Origin of the sequence: Sporosarcina sp. FSL K6-5500, assembly GCF_038005665.1 — a bacterium.
Classification (GTDB): Bacteria; Bacillota; Bacilli; order Bacillales_A; family Planococcaceae; genus Sporosarcina; species Sporosarcina psychrophila.
The window spans coordinates 2,785,698-2,806,908 of the sequence record NZ_JBBOTP010000001.1 but is presented as its reverse complement, the minus strand read 5'-3'; the positions used below and the strand labels follow the sequence as shown (position 1 = coordinate 2,806,908).

General features: G+C 37.3%; 16 protein-coding genes and 3 pseudogenes. 3 read left to right on the top strand and 16 right to left on the bottom strand.

All coding sequences use genetic code 11. The annotated features are described in order from the left end of the window. A complete protein-coding gene (locus tag MKX62_RS13505) occupies positions 1 to 1,188 on the top strand; it encodes a hypothetical protein (RefSeq protein WP_340741625.1) in 1,188 nt (395 codons plus the stop codon). A gap of 220 nt (positions 1,189 to 1,408) precedes the next feature. On the opposite strand, the pseudogene MKX62_RS24460 reads toward MKX62_RS13505, so the two are convergent. From MKX62_RS24460 to MKX62_RS13445, 12 genes and pseudogenes are all read right to left on the bottom strand, one after another. Further along, positions 1,409 to 1,518 (bottom strand): annotated as a pseudogene (locus MKX62_RS24460) (thermonuclease family protein); the annotation flags it as partial. A 91-nt stretch (positions 1,519 to 1,609) separates the two neighbouring features. Continuing rightward, the gene (locus MKX62_RS13495) at positions 1,610 to 1,936 is read right to left on the bottom strand and encodes a hypothetical protein (RefSeq protein ID WP_340741624.1); all 327 of its coding nucleotides are present in this window, start codon (positions 1,934 to 1,936) and stop codon (positions 1,610 to 1,612) included. A gap of 5 nt (positions 1,937 to 1,941) precedes the next feature. Continuing rightward, complete coding sequence (locus MKX62_RS13490; protein WP_340741403.1) at positions 1,942 to 3,126, bottom strand: IS256 family transposase; 1,185 nt, start codon at positions 3,124 to 3,126, stop codon at positions 1,942 to 1,944. A gap of 102 nt (positions 3,127 to 3,228) precedes the next feature. Beyond that, positions 3,229 to 5,274 (bottom strand): annotated as a pseudogene (locus tag MKX62_RS13485) (glycoside hydrolase); the annotation flags it as partial. A 36-nt stretch (positions 5,275 to 5,310) separates the two neighbouring features. Beyond that, positions 5,311 to 6,498, bottom strand: a complete 1,188-nt coding sequence (locus MKX62_RS13480) for a sensor histidine kinase (RefSeq protein ID WP_197485375.1) — start codon at positions 6,496 to 6,498, stop codon at positions 5,311 to 5,313. Between the two features lie 175 nt (positions 6,499 to 6,673). After that, positions 6,674 to 7,321, bottom strand: a complete 648-nt coding sequence (locus MKX62_RS13475; protein ID WP_067206628.1) for a response regulator transcription factor — start codon at positions 7,319 to 7,321, stop codon at positions 6,674 to 6,676. Between the two features lie 130 nt (positions 7,322 to 7,451). After that, positions 7,452 to 8,288, bottom strand: coding sequence for a metallophosphoesterase (locus MKX62_RS13470; protein WP_340741622.1), 837 nt, complete (start codon positions 8,286 to 8,288; stop codon positions 7,452 to 7,454). 331 nt (positions 8,289 to 8,619) lie between these two features. Beyond that, positions 8,620 to 9,360, bottom strand: coding sequence for a thermonuclease family protein (locus MKX62_RS13465; RefSeq protein ID WP_340741621.1), 741 nt, complete (start codon positions 9,358 to 9,360; stop codon positions 8,620 to 8,622). Between the two features lie 112 nt (positions 9,361 to 9,472). Further along, complete coding sequence (locus MKX62_RS13460; protein WP_445683531.1) at positions 9,473 to 11,512, bottom strand: catalase; 2,040 nt, start codon at positions 11,510 to 11,512, stop codon at positions 9,473 to 9,475. Positions 11,513 to 11,586: 74 nt separating this feature from the next. Then, positions 11,587 to 11,949, bottom strand: a complete 363-nt coding sequence (locus MKX62_RS13455) for a fluoride efflux transporter FluC (RefSeq protein ID WP_340741619.1) — start codon at positions 11,947 to 11,949, stop codon at positions 11,587 to 11,589. Then, entirely contained in the window at positions 11,946 to 12,323 is a 378-nt protein-coding gene (locus tag MKX62_RS13450; RefSeq protein WP_340741618.1) for a fluoride efflux transporter FluC, read from the bottom strand. The genes MKX62_RS13455 and MKX62_RS13450 overlap by 4 nt, the downstream gene beginning before the upstream one ends. Further along, the gene (locus MKX62_RS13445; protein WP_340741617.1) at positions 12,320 to 14,476 is read right to left on the bottom strand and encodes an ATP-dependent helicase; all 2,157 of its coding nucleotides are present in this window, start codon (positions 14,474 to 14,476) and stop codon (positions 12,320 to 12,322) included. Before MKX62_RS13445 ends, MKX62_RS13450 begins: the two co-directional genes overlap by 4 nt. 526 nt (positions 14,477 to 15,002) lie before the next feature. Between MKX62_RS13445 and MKX62_RS13440 the strand changes: the two genes are divergently transcribed. Beyond that, positions 15,003 to 16,481, top strand: coding sequence for a WD40/YVTN/BNR-like repeat-containing protein (locus tag MKX62_RS13440; RefSeq protein WP_340741616.1), 1,479 nt, complete (start codon positions 15,003 to 15,005; stop codon positions 16,479 to 16,481). Positions 16,482 to 16,681: 200 nt separating this feature from the next. Here MKX62_RS13440 and MKX62_RS13435 read toward each other — a convergent pair whose 3' ends face one another. The 4 genes and pseudogenes from MKX62_RS13435 to MKX62_RS13420 form a co-directional block, all read right to left on the bottom strand. Next, the gene (locus tag MKX62_RS13435; protein WP_340741615.1) at positions 16,682 to 17,143 is read right to left on the bottom strand and encodes a VanZ family protein; all 462 of its coding nucleotides are present in this window, start codon (positions 17,141 to 17,143) and stop codon (positions 16,682 to 16,684) included. An 889-nt stretch (positions 17,144 to 18,032) separates the two neighbouring features. Beyond that, positions 18,033 to 18,456 (bottom strand): annotated as a pseudogene (locus MKX62_RS13430) (nucleotidyltransferase family protein). Between the two features lie 316 nt (positions 18,457 to 18,772). Then, the gene (locus MKX62_RS13425) at positions 18,773 to 19,180 is read right to left on the bottom strand and encodes a hypothetical protein (RefSeq protein ID WP_156475971.1); all 408 of its coding nucleotides are present in this window, start codon (positions 19,178 to 19,180) and stop codon (positions 18,773 to 18,775) included. Positions 19,181 to 19,445: 265 nt separating this feature from the next. Then, positions 19,446 to 19,712, bottom strand: a complete 267-nt coding sequence (locus tag MKX62_RS13420; RefSeq protein ID WP_340741614.1) for a hypothetical protein — start codon at positions 19,710 to 19,712, stop codon at positions 19,446 to 19,448. A 113-nt stretch (positions 19,713 to 19,825) separates the two neighbouring features. On the opposite strand from MKX62_RS13420, the gene MKX62_RS13415 reads away from it, so the two are divergent. Continuing rightward, positions 19,826 to 21,178 carry an IS1182 family transposase gene (locus MKX62_RS13415; protein WP_338652378.1) on the top strand — a complete coding sequence of 451 codons (1,353 nt, stop codon included), beginning with the start codon at positions 19,826 to 19,828 and terminating at the stop codon, positions 21,176 to 21,178. The last annotated feature ends 33 nt before the right edge of the window (positions 21,179 to 21,211 follow it).

The following is a 21,211-nucleotide window of genomic DNA, read 5'->3' as shown; positions in this document are numbered from 1 at the left end:
GTGAAACGTTATTGGAAAATCATTTCGATTTGTTTGATTACGCTAATTGTGATTGGAACTTTTTATATACAATCAAGTTTAGCTACAAATGAGCATATAAAAATTGATTTTGAAAAAGTAAATGGCAATGAGGATGAGTTGCAAAATATAGTATTATACTGTGATTATTCAGGAAATAATCACCACCTGTATCAACCTTTACAAGTTACAAGTGAAGAAACAATCAAACCAACTAATTTATCTTTTTCACAAAAGTTATCTAGATTGGGTGTTCCGAATTATCTTGAAGAATTGGTAGAAAAACATAGGAATTTTATGCGAAGTAAGGATTTAAGCCCGCATCTTTTTTTTGAAGACGAAAATTTAGTGGCATATGCCCATATGAATGATTTTAGCTTTGATATTGAAGTGTTAACTAAAAAAACGGACGAAATTACGTCAATCCAGTTGGATGTATCCGAAAAAGAAAATTACGGTTGGATGCAAGTTGAGGAAGTTCAAGTAATAGATAGTGAATTAAAGGTCATTACACGGGCTTCTCGTATAGGTGGTAGTGTTAGAGATGAATTACGAGTCTATACATTTGATATGAAAGAGCAAAAGCTTGTAAGTGATGACACGATTGCTTCTACTCCGACGGTAGAGAATGGTTATTCTGATTTAAGAATCATAAATGATAATTATTCTATTCAGCGACAAAAATACCTTCTAGTTAAAATTGAGGCTTTTGAAGATGAAAAAATCTATAGAGACGGTGAACCGAAATTAGTCGCGAATGAATTCATCGTTTACGATATAGAAACTAATCAATCTAAAAAAGTTGTTGCTTCTGATGAAAAACTTGGTTCTTTAGGTGGTTCATCCGCTATCTCTAATTCTACACTCTTTATTCCTTCACAGACATATAATGGTATAGAAGTCAATTTGTATGACATTGAAAGCGACAAATGGGGCAAAAAACTATCATTTGATTTAGTAGATAATAAGGATGATGAGGAGGCACCTTACATTAAGGTAATGAATGGAAAATTCTATATTATTCATGCAACAACTAACGGGCATACCATTTTTATAGGCGATTTAATAACAGGGGAATCCCTATATGAAGGTAAGTTGAAAGTGAAAAACCAAGAAGAAGTTCAAAAGAATTATCGTCTTTACTTTCATGGAATCGAGAATGTTCAATAAAAAAAAAGGGTAGTTTGGTCAACCACCTTTTAATTAGAAAGAGATGAGAATGACAGCATTATTGCTGTCATTCTCATCTCTTTCATTTTGAGTAACGGATTCTAACACAATTCGGGGTTCAATGGGAATCCTCAATAACATCAACGTTCACACGTAAAGCCACCCCTTTTCCGAATAGGCGGGATGCTTTTTCTTTACACCGTTTGGATAGTTCTCGCTATCCGCTGTTGAATAGCTCATGAGTACGTTCTTTCGCTTCCTCTCCGAACGGCTGCTTCCCAAGTCGAAGGTGGTGTTCGTTTCAGGCGTATCGATCAGTAAATAACGGATATTCATCACAAATATCTCCATGTCAAAAGTCATCTGATTTATTTTTAAGTCTCATTAAAAATAAGCAATTAAAATGTGCTAAATGCAACATCTAATTTTTCGGCGTATAGATACTTTTACTCTTTCCATCAATAATTAATAATGACTTTTCTGGTATTGTCTCGCCTAGATAATTAAATTCATCTTCTGAAAAATTGGCTACTACACTTAATGTTTCATCATATTCAGTCACTTGAACTAATCTATCATCTGATATGATTTTAAAATCCGTCATTTCTTCTGTTATTGCTTTTTTGCTAAAATTTGACAATACCTTAGAATGTCTTACGATTGTTTCTTTATGTTTTTTCCACTCGTTTTTGGGAGTGTCAATATTTATGTGTAAATGACAATCGGACCTCTTCTTAATGATCATCACACTTTTTATTCTTTCACTTCAAACATCTCAGCCAGCTCTGCGCGTGCTTGATCGAAACCGATATGGCATCGTGTGGAGAAACGTTGGTTGTACTCTTCAAACTGCGAGACTAGGAAGCGTTCGAGTGCTTCTTCGTTCGGAAACTGCTCTTTGCGCTTTGTATATTTCTTGATTTGCTTGTTAAATGACTCGATTAAATTCGTTGAGTATATGCTTCGCCAAATTGACTTTGGAAAGCTGTAGAAGGTAAGTAGATGGTCATTTGTAGCGAGTGATTTTGTCACCTTTGGGTATGATTTTTTCCACTTTTCACAGAAATTATCTAACGCGACTTGCCCAGCTTCCTGATTATCAGCTCGGTAAACCGTTTTGAAGTCATCACAAATCTCAGCACGGTCTTCAACACGTACTTTATGTGAAATATTGCGCGCCACATGCACTAAACATGTTTGGAATTGCGCTTTAGGAAATACGCTTGTAATCGTGTCAACCATACCTGTTAAGCCGTCTGAAAGGAATAGAAGGACTTCTTCAACGCCACGCTCTTTTGTTTCTAGTAAGAGCTCTTTCCAATTAAATGCTGATTCTGTTGGAGCGATTGTGTAAGCAATTACTTCTTTTGATCCATCTTCACGAATGCCCACAGCTATATAAACAGCCTCTTTAGAGACCGTTTCACGTCGAACAGAAATATAGGTTGCGTCTAAATAAACACAGACGTAGCGCGCACTGAGTTTCCTTTTAGTAAAGGCCTCTACTTGTTCACCCACTACCTGTGTCATATTAGATATTGTTTGACGTGTGTAATGATGGCCATACATTTTTTCGATTAAATCGGCAATTTCCGACATGGTCACGCCTTTTTGAAACATGTGAATGACAAATGATTCAAGTGTATCATTTGACCGCTTATAAGGTGCGACTGTCTGTTGTTTAAACTCGCCGTTGCGATCACGGGGAATTGTGATTTGGAGGTCACCATATTCCGTGTGTAGCGTTCTTTCATATGAACCATTACGTGAATTACCTGAATTAAAACCGATTCGGTCGTATTTTTCATAATCTAAAAAAGCCGTCAGCTCCGTGGCGAGCAGCGCATTTACCGCTGTTTCTAAATGCGAACGAAAAACTTCGGTAATATCTTGTTTTTGGACTAGTGCTTGGACAATATCTGCTGTAAACTGAGTCATAGGGAAGACCTCTTTTCTAGGATTGGTTGTGGTGACTTAATTCTACCAAGAAAAGGTCTTCCTTTTTGTATTTATTCATTTACACAAGATATTTTACACTCTCTCGTTTTTATCTATATGATATAAAGGAGGTACATTATAAAGTATCTCATACAACATCCTATTTGATATTTCATCTTCCAATTTTAAGGTTCCCCATCCCCACCAATAAGTCGTGATTACTGAATCGTTGTAAACCAACTTATACAATGGGATCGTGTAGTTTGAATCCAAAAATAACTTCTTGTATTTATCCTTTACAGGTATTTGTTTAGAAAACAGTTCGGGAACTCCGCCGTTACTCGAATAGTATCTCCCTACATAGTACTCACTTTCTTTATTTGTTTTCATATCCTCATCCATCCAAGAAAATGCTGGCGTTTCTATTCCATGTGCAAAGGCAATCGTTTTGTTTGCAAAATCATTTCCGCCTTCAGTTCCAACTACCATATCCCATTCTTGTTGCAGATACTCCATTCTCTTAATTCTAGCCTGGATATCATCCTTTTCAGTAGTAATATGTTCTGGCGAATAGTCATCATAGATCTCCCCAGTGCCATCGGTGTCTAGAAACCATGAGTTAAATGCTAGACCAGTATCTAGAATCGAAGTTATTCTTTCTTCTACACTAGGCATTGCAAGCGTCGGATTCAACTTTCTACCTTCACCTTGGAATCCTTCAATCTTGTTTCCATCTTTATTGGTTACAGTTGCATTCTCGTAAAGTGAAGTATCCCTAAACTTAGCAGTTTCCCACTTCTCTTTACCGGGTTCATGGATTGAATGATACGAATCATAGGTGCCAATTAAATAGCCAAGGTCTTCTGCTTCTTTTACTAACTCTGGTTTAATAAATCCTTCCTGCCAGTCATCAAGTCCAATCCACATGTTTTCTAACCCTGAATCCTTCATATCCTTTATCACATCTACAGTATTTGCATCTGCCCACTTCTCTATTGGGTCAACTACATTTCCAAGTATGCTTTTTAATAATCTCTTATTTAGGTCAATTAATTCAACAGGATTTAAATTTTCTATTTTCCTGTTTAATAGCCCCTGAGTTTCTTTATCTGTTTCAGTAAATATTTCCGGATTATAGAATTCTTTTAGTTGCATTACGGCACTTAAGCCTTTTACTATTCTATTTTTAGTGTATTTGTCTACATAATCTAAGTTATTTAAATCATCAAAGGCCGATGAAAGATCTGATCCATCTTCAACTTTAGTAGTTAATAACTCCTGAATCCATAATCTCAGTTTTTCGGGGAAACTGTCTCTTAGTTTTGCCCATTTTATATTTTCCTCTGAAATAACAGTTCTGTCCCAAAAATAAGCATGGGGTGCACCGTAAAGCTTTTCAATTTCACTATTTTCTTTAGCCTTATCCGCCAAGCTTTTGAAGTCACCCTGTTCAACCAAATACTTTTTATAGGTCTTTGCAACATCTGCTGGATTTTTTTCCGTTACATATATTCTAAAACCATATTCCTTCACTTTATTAATCGCTGGAAACTCATGATTAAAAGTAAACTCAATATCATTTTCTGTATTAAAAACAACTTCACTATTATAAGGATTTTTAATTATATAGACTAGCGAATACGCACTTTTATCAACTGCAAAAAACTGCATAGAGAAAGCCTCAATCACCTTCATTTTTTCTTCACTTAAATAATCTTTCCAGACTGGATCATTGCTTGGAATATGCTTCCCTTGATTTAATGGGAGCATATATCCATCACCTTTCACTTTTGGCCATGCAAACATGTTGTCTTCATCTTTGTTGGATTTTATGGTTACATCTACATAATTATCTTTTTTTTCTATTTCAACATCAATTGCCTTTTCTAAATAGGTCCAAGTTATAGTATCTCCACTGTCTTTTAAATTTGAAACTTTCATTTTCTCCAGTGGTTCCGATGCTCTTTCAGTAATTCCATTGGACTCCACCTCAAACGCAAGGGTCTCTGGATCCACACTAAAGTTAAAATCCACATTACCTTTTCCTGAATTAACCTCTTTGATTGGTATCTTTTTGTCGTTCACACACCCTACTAGAACACTTGTTACAATTGCAGCAATTAACATGATTGATAGAATTTTTTTCATGTATCACACCTCCATAACTAGAGTAACCGGGGTGTGTTACGCGAATGTTACAAAAAAAGCTAACTTATTATTTTTTAATTCAAACCCAAAATCCAACTTGTGATTATCCAAAATGGTCTTGATAATAGGTAAGCCCAAACCTGTACCTGAAAGCTCCTTACTTCTTGATTTTTCTAATACATAAAAAGGTCTCCATATATGTTCTAAATCATTTTCGTCAATTGCGCCAACCCCGTTAGCAATCGTAAGCTTGACGATATTAGTGTCTATAGTTAATGTAATTTCAATACGCTTATCATCGGAATATTTAATAGCATTAGTAATTAAATTATCGAGAACAACATCTATTGCTTCTTTTTCTGCATTGATAAAATATTCCTTGTCCGCATCTACATTTAATGAAAAATCAATACAGTTTTCCTGTAGTATCAGCATGTATTTTCCCGTCATGTCTATAACCCTTTTACCTAAATCAAAAGTAGATTTATTTAATGAACTATTTTCTAACTCTGTCCAAAACAGAAGCTTCTCAATTAATACATCCATTTTCTCAATCTGTTCTTCAATTACATCTCTAAATGTTCCGTCATCCAAACCGTCCACTATCCCCTGTTCATACACTTTCATTATTGATAGTGGCGTTTTTAGTTCATGGGACACATCTGACATTAATTCTTTCAATCGCTTATTTTGGCCATTGATTTCATTATGGGCTTTCTCTAATTTTCCACTCATACTGTTTATACTTTTCGCAAGTTCTCCTACCTCATCATTGGTTGTAATCTCTTCTTTCCTGAACTTTAAATTAGCTATATCTTGAGACAAACTTTTCAAGGATTCTAAAGGCCTTGTAATTTTTTTAGATATGATTACTACTAAGAAAACAATTAATATGACTGAAATTGTCATCAAAAATAGATTAAATCTATTTATGATTATGATTGCTTCTTCCATATGTGGTAATGGTAATCCTATGGCGATAATCGTATTATCAATTTTTATAAATTTAGTTAAAACTTTATATTTGCTTACACCTTGATCGTATATCTTATTGACGCTTTTCTCCTGCAAAGTAGTTAACGTACTTTCAGTAATCCAAAATTTATTTAACTTTATTTTTTTCATTTCAAATTCTAATTTTATTTTTTCATTAAGTTGATTCAAACTTCCACTAATCTCTGAATGAACAATAGTTACGGCGTACTCTTCTTCTATCTGTTTCAATTCGTTTAAGAAACCACTTTCAGGTACACTGATTATCTCGTTAGCTACCTTGTCTAAAACCTTTCTTTGCTCATAAATGTAATATCTGTCTACCAGGAATATATTTATGAGTATTGAAAAAATAAACGTGCAAATTACAATGGATGATATGCCAACTGAAAACTTGCTTCCGATTTTAATCTTCCTTCACCTCCAGGCAGTACCCAATGCCTCTATAGGTTTTGATAAGGTCATCCCCTATTTTAGTTCTTAATCTTCGGATGTGAGTATCTACTGTTCGATGATCCCCTTCATAATCCATACCCCAAACTATATCAATAAGCCTATCCCTCGATAAAATAACACCCCTATTATTAATGAAGAACAGTAATAAATCATATTCAATCTTGGTAAGTTGTAAGGGTTCATTGCTCTTATATGCTTTTTTTTCATTCTCCTTTATCCTAATACCTCTGAATTTAATTTCCTCACCAATGTTCAGGAGCTTTTTAGCTCTTAATATTACGATTCGTGGATCAAATGGCTTCTTAATATATTCATCAGCCCCTCCATTTAAGGCCTTTATTTCATCTTCATGTTGACCTTTAGCTGTTAATATCAGAACTTTGGTTTGACTATTTCCCTTTATATATTTACATACTTCTATTCCACCAATTTTTGGCATCATCCAATCTAAAACGGCTAAGTCAATCTTGGTTGATTCAGCTATATTCAATGCTTCCTGTCCATCCCTAGCTCCCAGGACATTGAAGCCTTCCTCTTTGAAATATGCTGACAGTATCTTAACCATTTGCGGTTCATCATCTGCGATTAGAATATTCATTTTTTCCCCCTTGAGTTAGAAACTTTGACCAAAACCATATTATTACAAAAGAAAAACAAAAAAGGCATCACAAAAGTTTGGTCAACTCAGGAGAAGCCTTCAAAAGTACAAAAACAATCTAAAAGAAATTTTATATAGCTATGTCAAACACGGATATCTCAGGAGGGCTCCAAAATCGAATAGGTATCCTCGTAGTGCCGATTCCGCTATTCACATAAAGATGAGTATGAATTCCTAGTTGATACATTCCTTTTCTATATTTCTTTGCAAGAGGAGGTGTCACCACGGGACCAAGCGTCGGAACAATGACCTGCCCTCCGTGACTGTGTCCTGCCAGTGCCAAATCAAAATTATCATACCCTATTTCGTCCACAAGGTCCGGTTGATGCAACAGAAGAAGCTTAGCCCCCTGATCGTCAACACCTGAATACGCCTTTTGAACATCGGGGTTTCCAAGCATGGCATCATCCACCCCTATTATAGTTAATACTTTTCCACTTTCAAGTTCTATTTTGCTATTCTGATTTGTAAGTAGCTTAAATCCTGATTCTATCATAATCTTTTCGTAAAACCTGACGCCGCCACCTCCATAGTCATGGTTCCCCCAAATGGCGTACTTTCCATATCTACTACTTAGCTTATCAAGTATTCCACTTATCTCTGATCGCCCCTCGAACTCGGATGCTACATCTATGAGATCGCCTGTAAAAGCGATTAGGTCAGGTTTGAGTTTATTAATTCGGTCTACAAGTCTCTCCAGCTGCTCTAGCGAATAATTCGGACCTAAATGGACATCTGAAAACTGTACTACCCTTATAGAATTCTCACCTCCCGACGAGAACTTAAGTTCATATTCCTTTGTGATCAGAAGTTTTGGCTCTATTTTAAGTGAGTATACAACTATTCCTGCTACTACTATGCTTACTATAATCAAGAATTTTATACTGCCAAGAACTACTCTTTTCAATTCTCCACTGCCTTTCTTGCACATTAGTACTAGCTATTGTTTCAAAGTATTAGGTACCTCTTGCTAGTACTATACAATCTCATTGTGACACCAATGTTACGTACGGAAGAAAAGCTCAGCTAAACTCGGGTACCCTTTCACAAAAAAGTAGATGGAATTTTTTTAATCACATATTTAAGTATTCATTTGTGATAATTGGTTACACAATTAAAAACATCCTTAAATCGATAACTGATTTAAGGATGTTTTTGTTTTATTTGCTGTGCCTATCATCTTTCCCCGTTTACAAAAAACGAGAAGTTAAGTATAGTTCTATCTTTTCCATCGAATATTAACGCTCGCACGCATTACCATCTTTATTGCCATCCATTTTTTCTGAGTAAGCAGGATGCCCTTTTTTCACGCCATTCGGATACTTCTGACGTAGTTCCGTACAGTTTTTAAACGCTTCTTTAGTACCGGATACTGGTTGTGTTTCAGGTTTCTTTTCTACATACGTTTCGCTGTCAAATCCGCGATCAGTCGCATAATCTTCAAGCGTCCAGATGCCAATTCCCGCTTTTTTGGCCTTCTCTTCTGCTTTCTTAAAAGCGTCTAGATGTCGTGTATTTGGCGGATAAACGTACCCCACTCGGGCTAGCCCTTCTTCCAACAGTTTTTCCTGAACACTCACACCATCAATATAAATATAAGCAAGCAATCTATCATATTTATCTGTTTTCCCACCGACATCGAATTCGATTTCTAATTTCCCGCTGTTCATCAGCTCACGATTACGCTCTTTCGCTTTCTCACCGAATGGCTGCTTTCCAAGGCGCGGATGATTCGTTTCCGGAGTATCAATGAGTAAATACCGGACATTCTGTTCTTTACCTTCATACATAATTTTAATCGTATCGCCGTCAATCGTTTTCACAAGCTCCACCGGGATTAAACCGGCTCGGCTCGGTTCTGCTTCTTGTTCAGGAAAGAAAATATTGTACACAATCAACGCGAGTAAGACGACACCGATACTCACAATGCCTGCTGGTTTTTTCAGTAAGGTGCTAGTATTCTTTTTGTTTTGTTTCATGTATCCGTCACCCTTTTACTAGTTCATTAGTTATAACATTCTTATGTTACCAGTTCTGCAACCAAATGAAAACAGCCGCCACCTAAGTGACGACCGCTTCACTTTCAATCCATCAAAAGATTTTACGTTCCCAATGCCTGTGCTCAGCGACCGCGGCGATAAACTCGCTGTTGAAATCTGCTACGTCAGACAGTACGATGCCTGGACCTTCTTCTGCATCTGAAGCCTCGAAGAAAGGCTTGCCGGTTGTGGAGATACCGATTGGTTTATAGTGTTGAAAAGCTTCGTTGATAAAATTGACGATATCTTTCTTAAGTTTCCTTGGATTATCCGCCTCGCCTCCGACGACGTATAGCCCATCATACAAAACGGAATGGATAGTGAGGAATGTTTCCGTCACTTCGACTGCCAGTTTATCTTCACCATAAACGAAACCGAACTTCTCGCCGATGATATCCACAGTCATTCCTGCGTCTACGCAGGCTTTGACAACCGCTTCCACTTCGCCGCCATTGAATTTTTCACCAATGAGAATGGCGATTTTTCGTGTAGCCGGCGATTTCACCGTTAATTCCTGACTAAGGGCTGGTGACGATTCGGTCACGTCCGATTCCTTGCCCTCGGGATGATTGACCCCCACCGCTTCAGCAATAGCGGTTGCCAAGCCTTTATCGACATTGACAAACATATCCACGACTTGCTGTTTGACATTCTTATCTTTCACTTTACCGACTTCAAAACTGAACGCATCGACAATATGCTTTTTCTCGGGCAATGTCATACTGTTCCAGAAAAGACGTGCTTGCGAGAAATGGTCCCTGAAAGAATTACTGCGTGCTTGAATTTTGCGTCCTTCCACTTTCTCCTGATAGTGGACGAAACCGCCTTCTTCTTCGGTAGATGTTGTCGGTGTATTGTTTGCCAATGAATTTTTATGATAGCTGACCTGCCCCACATTGATTGCCTGTCTGCCATAGCCATCACGCTGATTGTTATGGATTGGACACACTGGACGGTTAATCGGCAACTCATGGAAGTTCGGTCCGCCAAGGCGAATGAGTTGCGTATCCGTATATGAAAACAAGCGACCTTGCAGCAATGGATCATTTGAGAAATCAATCCCGGGAACAACACTTCCCGGATGGAATGCGACTTGTTCCGTTTCCGCAAATACATTATCGACATTGCGGTTCAACGTCATTTTCCCAATGATTTTGACGGGTACTTTCTCTTCCGGCCATAGCTTGGTCGGATCCAGGATATCAAAATCAAACATGAATTCATCTTTTTCCTCAATCAATTGGACGCCGAATTCAAATTCGACGAAGTCCCCTTTTTCAATGGACTCCCAAAGGTCCCGGCGATGAAAATCAGGATCTTTCCCGGCGATTTTCTGCGCTTCATCCCAAACGAGGGAGTGAACGCCGAGTTTCGGTTTCCAATGGAATTTCACAAAATGCGCTTTCCCTTCAGCGTTCACCAAACGGTATGTATGAACCCCGAATCCTTCCATCATCCTGAAACTCCGAGGAATCGCGCGATCGGACATATGCCACATGATCATATGCGCAGACTCCTGGTTACTTACAACGAAATCCCAAAAAGTATCATGTGCAGAAGCCGCCTGCGGCATTTCCTTATGCGGTTCAGGTTTTACGGCATGGATAAGATCCGGGAATTTGATGGCATCCTGGATGAAGAAAACTGGCATATTATTACCCACTAAATCATAGTTTCCTTCTTCGGTATAGAATTTCACCGCAAATCCGCGTACATCGCGTACTGTTTCTGCCGATCCCTTGCTGCCGGCTACGGTGGAAATCCGTGTGAATACCGGTGTTTTCGAACCGGGTTCCTGCAGGAAAGCCGCTTTCGTATAGTCTTTCATCGATTCATATAATTCGAATTTACCGTGGGCCGCGTAGCCTCTAGCGTGAACGACTCTTTCAGGAATCCGTTCATGGTCAAAATGGGTCATCTTCTCACGGAAATGGAAGTCCTCCATCAATGTCGGACCACGCAATCCTGCTTTCAAGGAATGTTCGTCCTCTGACACGTTAAGTCCTTGGTTCGTCGTCATCTTTTTACCCGCATCATGTGAACGGTACGTCTCTAACTGCCTATTCTTTTCATCATTATGTTTGTTGTCCAATGTCGTTTCCTCCATTCGGAATTTTAGTAGTCTACTACTCTATTCCCAAATGTACTCAACTCAAACGGACAAATTTAGTAAACACTGCTTCCCGCCAGGTAGCCTAGAAATGCAAGGCCGATTCCCGATATATATATAAGCAGAAGATAGAGTACCGCATTCCTTTTCCTACCGTTTTCCCACATGATTAACAGCTCTTTATTCATCGTGGAAAAGGTCGTCAGCGCCCCTGCGAAACCGGAGGCAAACAGCAGAGTCGCCCATAAAGGTAGTTCCAGCCCGAAAACGACTCCAATCATTAGGGACCCTGCCAGATTGACGAGCAATGTTCCAGCTGGTAACCCATCCTGCTCATTCATCTTTGCTGAAATAAAATAACGAATGACTGCACCGGAAAAGCCTCCGATTCCAATCATCAATAAATCCACGAAAGTCATGTACAAACCTTCTTCCTGCCTAGATGAAAGCCGAGCGCCCCGGCAGTAAGTCCGCCGATTATACTAAGAATGATATACAATCCAGCCAAGAGAATTTGACCTTTTTCCATCAGTAATATAGTCTCCATGCTTAACGCTGAAAACGTTGTAAAAGAACCTAGAAAACCCGTCGTTACGATATCTTGCAATTGTTTATCCGCTGCTAGTTTGCGAAAAGCTCCTGCTACTATAAAACATAGCAAAAACGTTCCCACAATATTTACACCTAGCGTCGAAAAGGGAAATCCTGAATCGTTGGAAACGACATGGCCAATCGCCACGCGTATAATTGCTCCTGCCGCTCCTGCCAATCCAATCCATAAGAGCTTTTTCATAGGGCAACTTTCTCAAGTAACCTAAGGGAAAGAACCGTTTCAAGATCAAGCCTTTTCTCGATTTTACCAAATTGGATATGAATTTCATCACCATCACGCCGTGTGACTTCACCCTGCCCGAATACACGGTGTTTGACCGCTGTTCCAACCGCTAGCTCGTCACTATCTTGAATACCATCAGGATTTAGTGCAATCGACGCTTTCCTAATCTTCACTGGCTTCTGCTCTTTGTTCGCTTCACCCGGTTTCAAAAGAAGGCCCCTTACTTCATTCAGAAACCTAGAATCTTCTTTTGGCTTCCCTTCGTCCTGACCATATGACAGCAATTCAAGTCGGTTTTTCGCACGTGTCATCCCGACGTAGAAGAGCCTACGCGCTTCTTCCAACATCGCTACATCACTCTCATCTTCCTCTGATGGAATAACCCCTTTTAGTAAATCAATCATGAACACACGCCGGAACTCAAGCCCTTTCGCACTGTGAAATGTCGATAACGTCACCGCATTTTCAGGTGCATTGAATTTCGCATTTTTTACTGCCTGTTCAAGTTCTTTCAAACGCGTCGCAAATTCCACCATCGTTCGGAGTTGTGATGCAATTCCTTCAAGTGTATCTAAAATGCTAAGCAGGCTTTCAAAACGGAATCCAAACTTTTCAGCTCTACTTTTAAGCGCCGCCTCATACCCAAAATCATTCCGAATCAGTTGAATCACTCGTTCCGGACGCATCTCTGGAATCACAGCGTATCCTTTTTTATAGTCAGCTAACTTTTTGACTTGACTGTCTTTCATTTCAACCGTTTGAATAAATGCATCGAATACATTCCCCGTTGTTGCAGTATTTTCAAACTGGGTGAGCATGTTTCGTGAAATAAAGGCATTCATTTTCATGATGATCTTCGCAAATACATCTTTCCGTTCCATATTAAAACTGAGACGCATAAAGTTCAAAATATCCTCGACAATCCAATGTGTGAAAAACTTGTCATCTGCATCCTTCATATAAAACGGAATCCCTCGTCTGTGCAGTTCACTCACGAACATCGTTGACGATGAATTGTTCCTAAACAAAATAGCAATCTCATTCAAATTCTTCTCGTTCAGCAGTTCATAAGTTACGTATTCTAATTGCTGTTTCGGGCTAGTAAGCTGTTTGATATAAATTGGCTCAACCTTGCTGTTTTCTGTATGCATGTCTTTTGGATAGCGCTTTTTGTTCCGTTTGATGAACTTCGAAGACATCTCCACGATTTCTTTTGACGAACGGTAATTACGCTCCATCATCAGCACTTGAGCATCTGGATAGACACTCTTGAAATCAAGAAGATAATCCGGCTCCGCCCCGCGCCACGTATAGATCGACTGGTCATCATCAGCAACCACACAAAGATTGCCGTGATGCGCCACAAGATGCTCCACAATTTTATGTTGAACAAGGGACGTGTCCTGGCTTTCGTCGGTTAGGAGGTAGTCGTAGAGGTTTCGAAAGTGCTCGCTAAGTTGTTCGTCTTCTCGAAGTGCCTGTTCCGCAATTGTCAGCATATCATCAAAATCAAGAAGCAGGTGACCACTTGTACGCGTCTTATACTGCTCGTATTTCCTGGCAATGCGTCCTGCCTTATCAACAGGCCCTTCAAGCTCCTCCCATTTCCCGAGTGGGATCATACGGTTTTTAATCCCACTGATGAATGTCGAAAGAGACGACAGTTCGTCATCCGTGCAATCCTCTTTCAATACGTCTTTATATATGCCTTTCAATAAAAATGCCTTATTGATAGACTGACGCCCTGTTTTACTTCCTTCAATCAGCTCATATGTTGTGCCTATTTTCTCTAAGTAGCTACGCGCAATCATAAATGCCAAACTATGGATTGTGGAAAAGTCCACGCGGGCACTGTGCGGGAAAAACCTTGTGAAACGCTCCGTCATATCGCGCGCAGATGCCCGGCTAAATGTAATTGCTTTAATACGCTTCGGATTGACGTTCTTTTCTTCAATCAAATAACCGATTCGCATGATCATTGTCGTCGTTTTCCCTGATCCAGGGCATGCTAAAAGTAAAAGCGGACCATCTGTTTGCAGCACTGCTTTCTTTTGCACTTCATTCAAATCTATATTCAATTCTTTCTTTTTTCGTTCAAAAAAATCATTCATTTTACCGTAACTCCTTTTACTTACACTGTACTTAATTTACCATACGAACGCCTATTTGTAGAGGAATCAAACATCATTCATATCAAAAAACCTCTCCTGAGTAAGCAAAGGTGACGGTTACCATAATTTAGTCGAATATAATCACGAAGGACAAAACTAAACAGAACCAAGGTACTAAATTTACATATGCTCACTTCTTCACTTTCAAAACCTCACATATTGTCATTTTCATTTCAATATTAATCATAGTGTTTAACTTCTTTTGTTTGGATGAAAATGTGTGCAGAACAATGCTACGACTCGGGGAAGTTGAAGATAACATCAAATACTTACCTATTACCACCGTTAGTTGAATAAGGGGATTTTACTAAAGAGGAATTTTATCTGTATAACCGAAAACGATAGAAATAACTCCGGAAGCAACTACCTTTTATAACTCCTTCAATCCAATATCCATATTATCCGTTAGGTGAACATAAATTTAGATTACAGCTACAAATTTAAAAAGGGGAATGGGTGATTAATATTGAGTAACATTAAACAAGTATTTTGGGTCCTAGTTACCCTTTCGATAGTATTTAGTCTTTTTTATTTAGGGATTAAAAATGAAAAAAATGCACTCTCTGATGTCGGTATTGAATTAACTCTTAAAGAGGCTATTAATCTTGGATTAAATAGAGCGAAAAAATGGAATGAGAATGCGTATTTAGTAATTGTAACCAGTGTTGATGAAGATATGGGAGGAACAAGGGGAGCAACAGGGAAACGATATAAATGGACTTTGAGTTTTGAGGCTTCAAGTACCGATCAACAATTATTTGTATTAATTTCAAAAGGGGAAATAAGTGGAGTTGATGAGGGGAAGGGAGCTAGTTTTGGAGAAATAAAATTAGATGATATTAAATTTGATAGTCCTGATCTAGTGAAATTCGCGCAGAAAAAATATGGTTTACAAAAAGGAGTGGATTGGGCTACAGGATACAATTTTATACTTAATGGTGAAAACGGTAAACCAACTGTAACTGTTTTAGGAAATGATAAGGATAGCCTTTTTACACGAATAACTTTCGATGCTAGAAACGGAGAAATAGTGGGTGCCAGACACAAAGTACCAAAAGGAGGAGGGGTGATCAAAGCACGTTTAGGATCCGACGAATCTGAAACATTAAAAAATGGAAAGGCTATTTTGGGGATATCAGCTAATGATAATCAAGTAGTTATTTGGGGAGATCAAAAGCCGAGGGTGTTTAATTATTCAGTACAACCTTTTATTGAGTTTAGTAAAAACTATGGAGAGTATTGGAATGCATTGAATTTTAATGAGGAAATTCTAAATGCATGGATTAATTTAGATAATGAATTATATGCTGCGACTGAATTAGGACTCTGGCGTATTGAAACCTCTGAAAATAAAATGAAAAGAATTTTTACAACAGAAAATAAGATTGAGAAAATTGACTACTCAACAAATAATAATATCGTCATTTTATCTAACAATTATATATACAAAACAATCGATAATGGTGAAAATTGGAATACAATTATTCAACCTGAATCCGAGAAAATTATTTCATTGCAAATTTCTGATGGGGGTACAGTGATTGTTTTAACAAGTAATGGGAATATTCATCAGAATAATGGTGATAAATGGATTAACATTGAATTAGCCCAAGGTTTAGAAACACCATCATATATGAAGTTAATTGGAGATGATTTGTTCCTTCTTTCAGACTACACATTGTGGATTCAAAATCTTAAAGATGATAGGTGGAATAAAATACAAACCAATTATGAATTTAAATATTTAATTAAAAAGAGAAACAACTTATTTGGTGTTAATGAAGATGGAATAATATATTTAATTAAACTTGGAGGTGATACTAATGAGTGGAAAGTAGAAAGGTTGTTTGAAGCAAAAGACGGGATTATAACAGATTTAGAACTCACACAAAATGATTTATTTATAGCAACAATGCCAGATTACTATTGGGAAACCATGAATTAAATAAGAACTGTTTTTGTATGATGATCAATTGATTTAATAGAAAGAACGTTTTTATGAACGAGCTTGTATAAATCATACACGGTAGGTTAACATTAAAGCCGTTCAAGAAAGTAGTTACCTCCATTACGCAAGAAAAGCTGCCCTTTAAAGGCAGCCGACTCTTCACTAAAGCACCAGATAGTTGAAGAATAATTACAGTTCTATTTAAGTAGTTTCTGAACAAACTTTGTTCTCCAAATTCCAAACCCTATTAAAGCACCAGGCATATTTAGGATGAAATCATCGACGTCGAAACTACCCTTTCTTGTAACTAATTGCATTACCTCAATAATAAATAATAATACAATCATTGAAATAGAAAATACCATTACTTTGTTTGTTTTCTTTATGAAAAATGGTAAATAAATACCCATTGGTAAAAACAAAATAAAATTACCCAAAAGGTTTTTGATAGGGATATCCAAATTTATACTTCTATCAAGTATTGCATGAAAATATGTATTTATAGTTTTAAATGGAACGAAATTTGAAGAGTTTTTCATATACTCTAAGAATGGCAGGTCATACCTATAACCCCTAAAACCTAAGAATAATATAAACACCAATACCAATAAGTAAAATATAAAACTTATACTAAATACAATCTTAATTTCTTTCTTCATTTTCTCCCCCTGCACTTGCTGTTATTCATAAGGTGCTTTTTTCACTTTACACCATTTAGCCCATCGTTGGATAGGATATGAGTTTCCTCATGTTCTAACTTTAAACCTTTTGGAAAGTCCGTCAGTTCCTTTATAAAGGAACTATTCTCACCATGTCTAGCTTTTCAGCCGCTCGGCATACCTTTTCCTTAGGAATGTCTTTAGTCATTGTTCTGACGACTTCATCTGGCTTCAGAACTTCTAACCTGTCAGTCATAATGCAAGCAGAAGTATTAACGCGATAGTTTTAGGTGACGTGGTTCCTTCATTCCTACCCTCATTTGTAAAGTTGAAATTTAAAATCACAGAATCTCCTGTCTTTCACGCTGTTAACATTTATAACAGAACTTGTCGCGCGTACGCAGTTAGCTTAAGAAGATAGAGATTATGATTAGATAAACGTGTGCTGCAATAATTACAGTTAACACAACTAAACCGAACCACGCTATCAATTTCCAATTACCCTTTGAATTCAAATAGAACGCGACATATAACACTAGTGCCAGCACTGCGATAGGCAAGTGATAGAACCATACTCCACCAAGTTGCAGAAATATTGTCATTGGGTAGCTTAAAAGTAAAGCTACTATGCCTCCCAATATATATCTAAGTGTTTCAGCGTTAAAAAATTCACGACTTACTTTATAGCTCAGGAAACCACCAATAGCACTGATAAACACCGCTAACAAACAGATATAAAGAATGGTTAGATAGGTCACAAACACTCCCCTTTTCAATCCCATATTACCATAATTGTTCATACGTTTTGTTAAACTAACCTGCCCCGTTAGCACAATAAGAAAAGAATTACTGTTGTTACACTAAAGCACCCGTTAGTTGAAGAATAAAATCAAACTTCCACAGATAAATCAATCCAAATTTCATGCCATTTTTTCTCCTGCATACGCTCAATATATATTGAACGTAACTTGCTATTATTTTGATAATATGGAGTAGGTTTAACAATCTTTTTAAACAAATCATCCAGTCCGTATGGAGCCATTATTTTAAGTTCACTGTTGCATATTTTACAGCTATTACAGTTGGTATTTCTGTAAAATGGGCAACACCATCAAAAGAAGAATTATAAGAATCAAATCCATTTTTTAAATGCATACGTGCTTGATTTTTTACCGACCACGGCTGGTTAGGTATTAAAATTTCTAATTTTTTTCTAAATCTTTTTCTGTTTCCCACGAAGTATCTATGTTGTCAAAGTAAATAACATCAATGTCATTTATAGGTGTATTGATGTTATGTAAAACATCCCACACTTTATTTCTAATGAGTCCAGCTGCAACCCAAGCATCATTTAAATTTAATTTCTCAACGCTTTTTAAAATAGAGATTATATACTCGTCATTTTTGATAATATTTATCAACTGCGTTTCGTAATTAGTCACATCAATTCTCCTTTATTCAAACCTGCTTTTTTCTTGAACATTATAACCTAAAACTTTATGTAGATTTAACTTTCCAATTCGAAACATCTTCTTCCACTAACCTGCCCCGTTAGTTCAATAAGAAAAAGAGCTTCCTAAGAAGCCCCTTTTGTTCGACTAAAGCACCCGTTAGTTTAAGTACACTCATTCACAAGTCATCATTATATAATTTATTAGTTGACTCCGTTACAAATTGAAACCACTCTTCTTCCGACAATTCATCATAAGCAAATCCCATTACAGAGAACTTACCATAATTGATTACATCTAGCACCTGATCAAGCAATCCCGTTCCAGCTTGCCAATCACGTAGTCTTGCATCACTACAAGAAAATGTATCTTTACAATTTCCACACCGAATATAGACTATATTTATTTCATCTATTTTATTATCATCGGCATAGTATAAATTACCGTTTGTAGCATTGCAGGTAGGACAAACAGCTTCAAGATGTTTTTTATACAGATTTTCAAAATAAGCCGATCTTTTAGTAGCTAATTCTAATGAACATTTACAAACCTTTGCATACTCTTCAGGATTCAATAAAATCATCAATTTCATTCCTCCCTATATGGATAATAATTATACTCTTCATTCAACTGTATTGTAACATTTTGTAAAGTGCATAATATCCCATTTAGTTATTGCGCTAAACTGCCCCGTTAGTTGAACAAAAAACTGGAATTGCTCCATGGGATCAAGCCTGAACAGGCTTGTATATGCCATACACACCAGGTTTACATAACACCGATTCACGGAAGTAGTTAACTCCATTACTCAATAAGAAATTTGCAATATAAAATGTTTCAAACTTTTCTTATCAATCTTGCGAAAGATACATTAAATTATTTAATTCAACGTGTGTTATATCATATTTTGAATCAACTGCTTCAAGTATCTTTCTATAAGCGTGGATGTCTTCATCCAAGGGCAGTTCCACAAATAAATTTAGGTCTACCTTGAAATTAAATATTGTTGTACAAAAATCTTTTGTGTCTACTAAATCACAAGCAAACTCTTCAAAAATACTCGCATCCTCTTTACTAAGTTTTTCATCCGAAAGAATATCTACTTGAATCAATTTCATATCTCTGAGCCCTTGCGGCTCTAAGTATAAAACGGCAAGAAAATAGAGCACCTCCCCAAATCCTGTATAATGAGAGTTCTGACACACACATTAACAGACTGGAGAAATGCTCTATGCCTATTATACGACAAGAAAGCCTGTTTGACATGAAAGTTTTATTTGATTTGGAACCTACCCATCGATTTAATTCAATTTTATCCGGTATTGAGATTCATCCGATCCTTGACGTAGTAATGAAAAAGTCTAGATTCGGACCTAAACAATCGCTTAATTACTCTGCAATGATCTATTCATTGATCATCCGAATCACCGAGCGTATTCCTTTTATTAAAGACTTAGTAAAACGTCTCTCTACAGACTTACGATTTAAAGTTGATTGTGGATTCTTGGTATCAGATGAAATCCCATCCGAAGCTTCTTATTCACGTATGATCACATTGATTAGCGATTCTGATGCGTTAGAAATTGTTCAAGAAAGCCTACTTCTTCAGGCTATATCAGAAGGTTTCGTCTCAGATGAAACGATAGCCATTGATGCAACGCATGTAGAAGCACGTGATCGTGCTCCATATAAATCAGATAAGGTTGAAAAAGAACCCCAAAAACGAGGGCGTAAAAAGAAAGAGGAACGTGAACAATGGCTAATTGATAAAGCCGAAATAGAAGCGAATCTTCCGGTTTACGAAAAGAAAATTGAATACCAACTTGATATACCGCTTAAGGAACTTCGTTCCTCAGTTCCCACACAACCAAAGTGGGGAATAAAGAAGAACAGTGAAGGGAAAAACGTATTTTGGTACGGATTCAAATGTCATCTGGCAGTTGGGACGAAGAGCCAATACATTCTTCAATCTCTGTTTTCCTCTGGTAATCTTAACGATGGAAAAGCTGCAATCCCATTATTAAAAGGTACTAAAGAACGCCTTCCGTTATTGAAAATAAAACATGTGACAATGGATGCTGGTTACGACTACCAACCAATTTATGAACAGATTTATCGTAATGGAGCGCAATCTATCATTGCTTATAATAAGAAGAACGAGCCCGAGCCAATAGGCTTTGATGAGCATTTCGCACCCACATGCGTGCGGGAACATTCCTATCGTTATGATAGCTTCGATGCGAAGTACAAAACGTTGAAATACACACGGCCAAACGAATGTAAGGACTGCCCATTAGCTAACGACAGTTTATGTCAGAAAATCTATAAAAAGAAAATTTCTGGCGATCTAAGACGTTACACAGCACCAGCACGTGGGTCAATGAAATGGGATGAAATTTATAAGGAACGAAGTTCCGTTGAACGTGTAAATGCTTATCTAAAAGGCTTTTTTCTGCTAGATCAGATTTATCATTGTACCGGAGTCAAAGCCAAAGTTCATTTCGACTTGGTTCATATTGCATACAATGCCAGTAAACTTGCAGTTGATCGTCTTACACAGCTTCAACTATCCGCAACAGCATAATCGTCTATTTCATTCGTTTTTTTAAGAAATCAT

Bases quoted from the DNA above. Each gene is read 5' to 3' on its own strand.
- MKX62_RS13490 (WP_340741403.1), bottom strand. From the start codon at position 3,126: ATGACTCAGTTTACAGCAGATATTGTCCAAGCACTAGTCCAAAAACAA.
- MKX62_RS13475 (WP_067206628.1), bottom strand. From the start codon at position 7,321: ATGAATATTCTAATCGCAGATGATGAACCGCAAATGGTTAAGATACTG.
- MKX62_RS13465 (WP_340741621.1), bottom strand. From the start codon at position 9,360: ATGAAACAAAACAAAAAGAATACTAGCACCTTACTGAAAAAACCAGCA.
- MKX62_RS13455 (WP_340741619.1), bottom strand. From the start codon at position 11,949: ATGACTTTCGTGGATTTATTGATGATTGGAATCGGAGGCTTTTCCGGT.
- MKX62_RS13450 (WP_340741618.1), bottom strand. From the start codon at position 12,323: ATGAAAAAGCTCTTATGGATTGGATTGGCAGGAGCGGCAGGAGCAATT.
- MKX62_RS13445 (WP_340741617.1), bottom strand. From the start codon at position 14,476: ATGAATGATTTTTTTGAACGAAAAAAGAAAGAATTGAATATAGATTTG.
- MKX62_RS13435 (WP_340741615.1), bottom strand. From the start codon at position 17,143: ATGAAGAAAGAAATTAAGATTGTATTTAGTATAAGTTTTATATTTTAC.
- MKX62_RS13420 (WP_340741614.1), bottom strand. From the start codon at position 19,712: ATGAAATTGATTCAAGTAGATATTCTTTCGGATGAAAAACTTAGTAAA.
- MKX62_RS13415 (WP_338652378.1), top strand. From the start codon at position 19,826: ATGCCTATTATACGACAAGAAAGCCTGTTTGACATGAAAGTTTTATTT.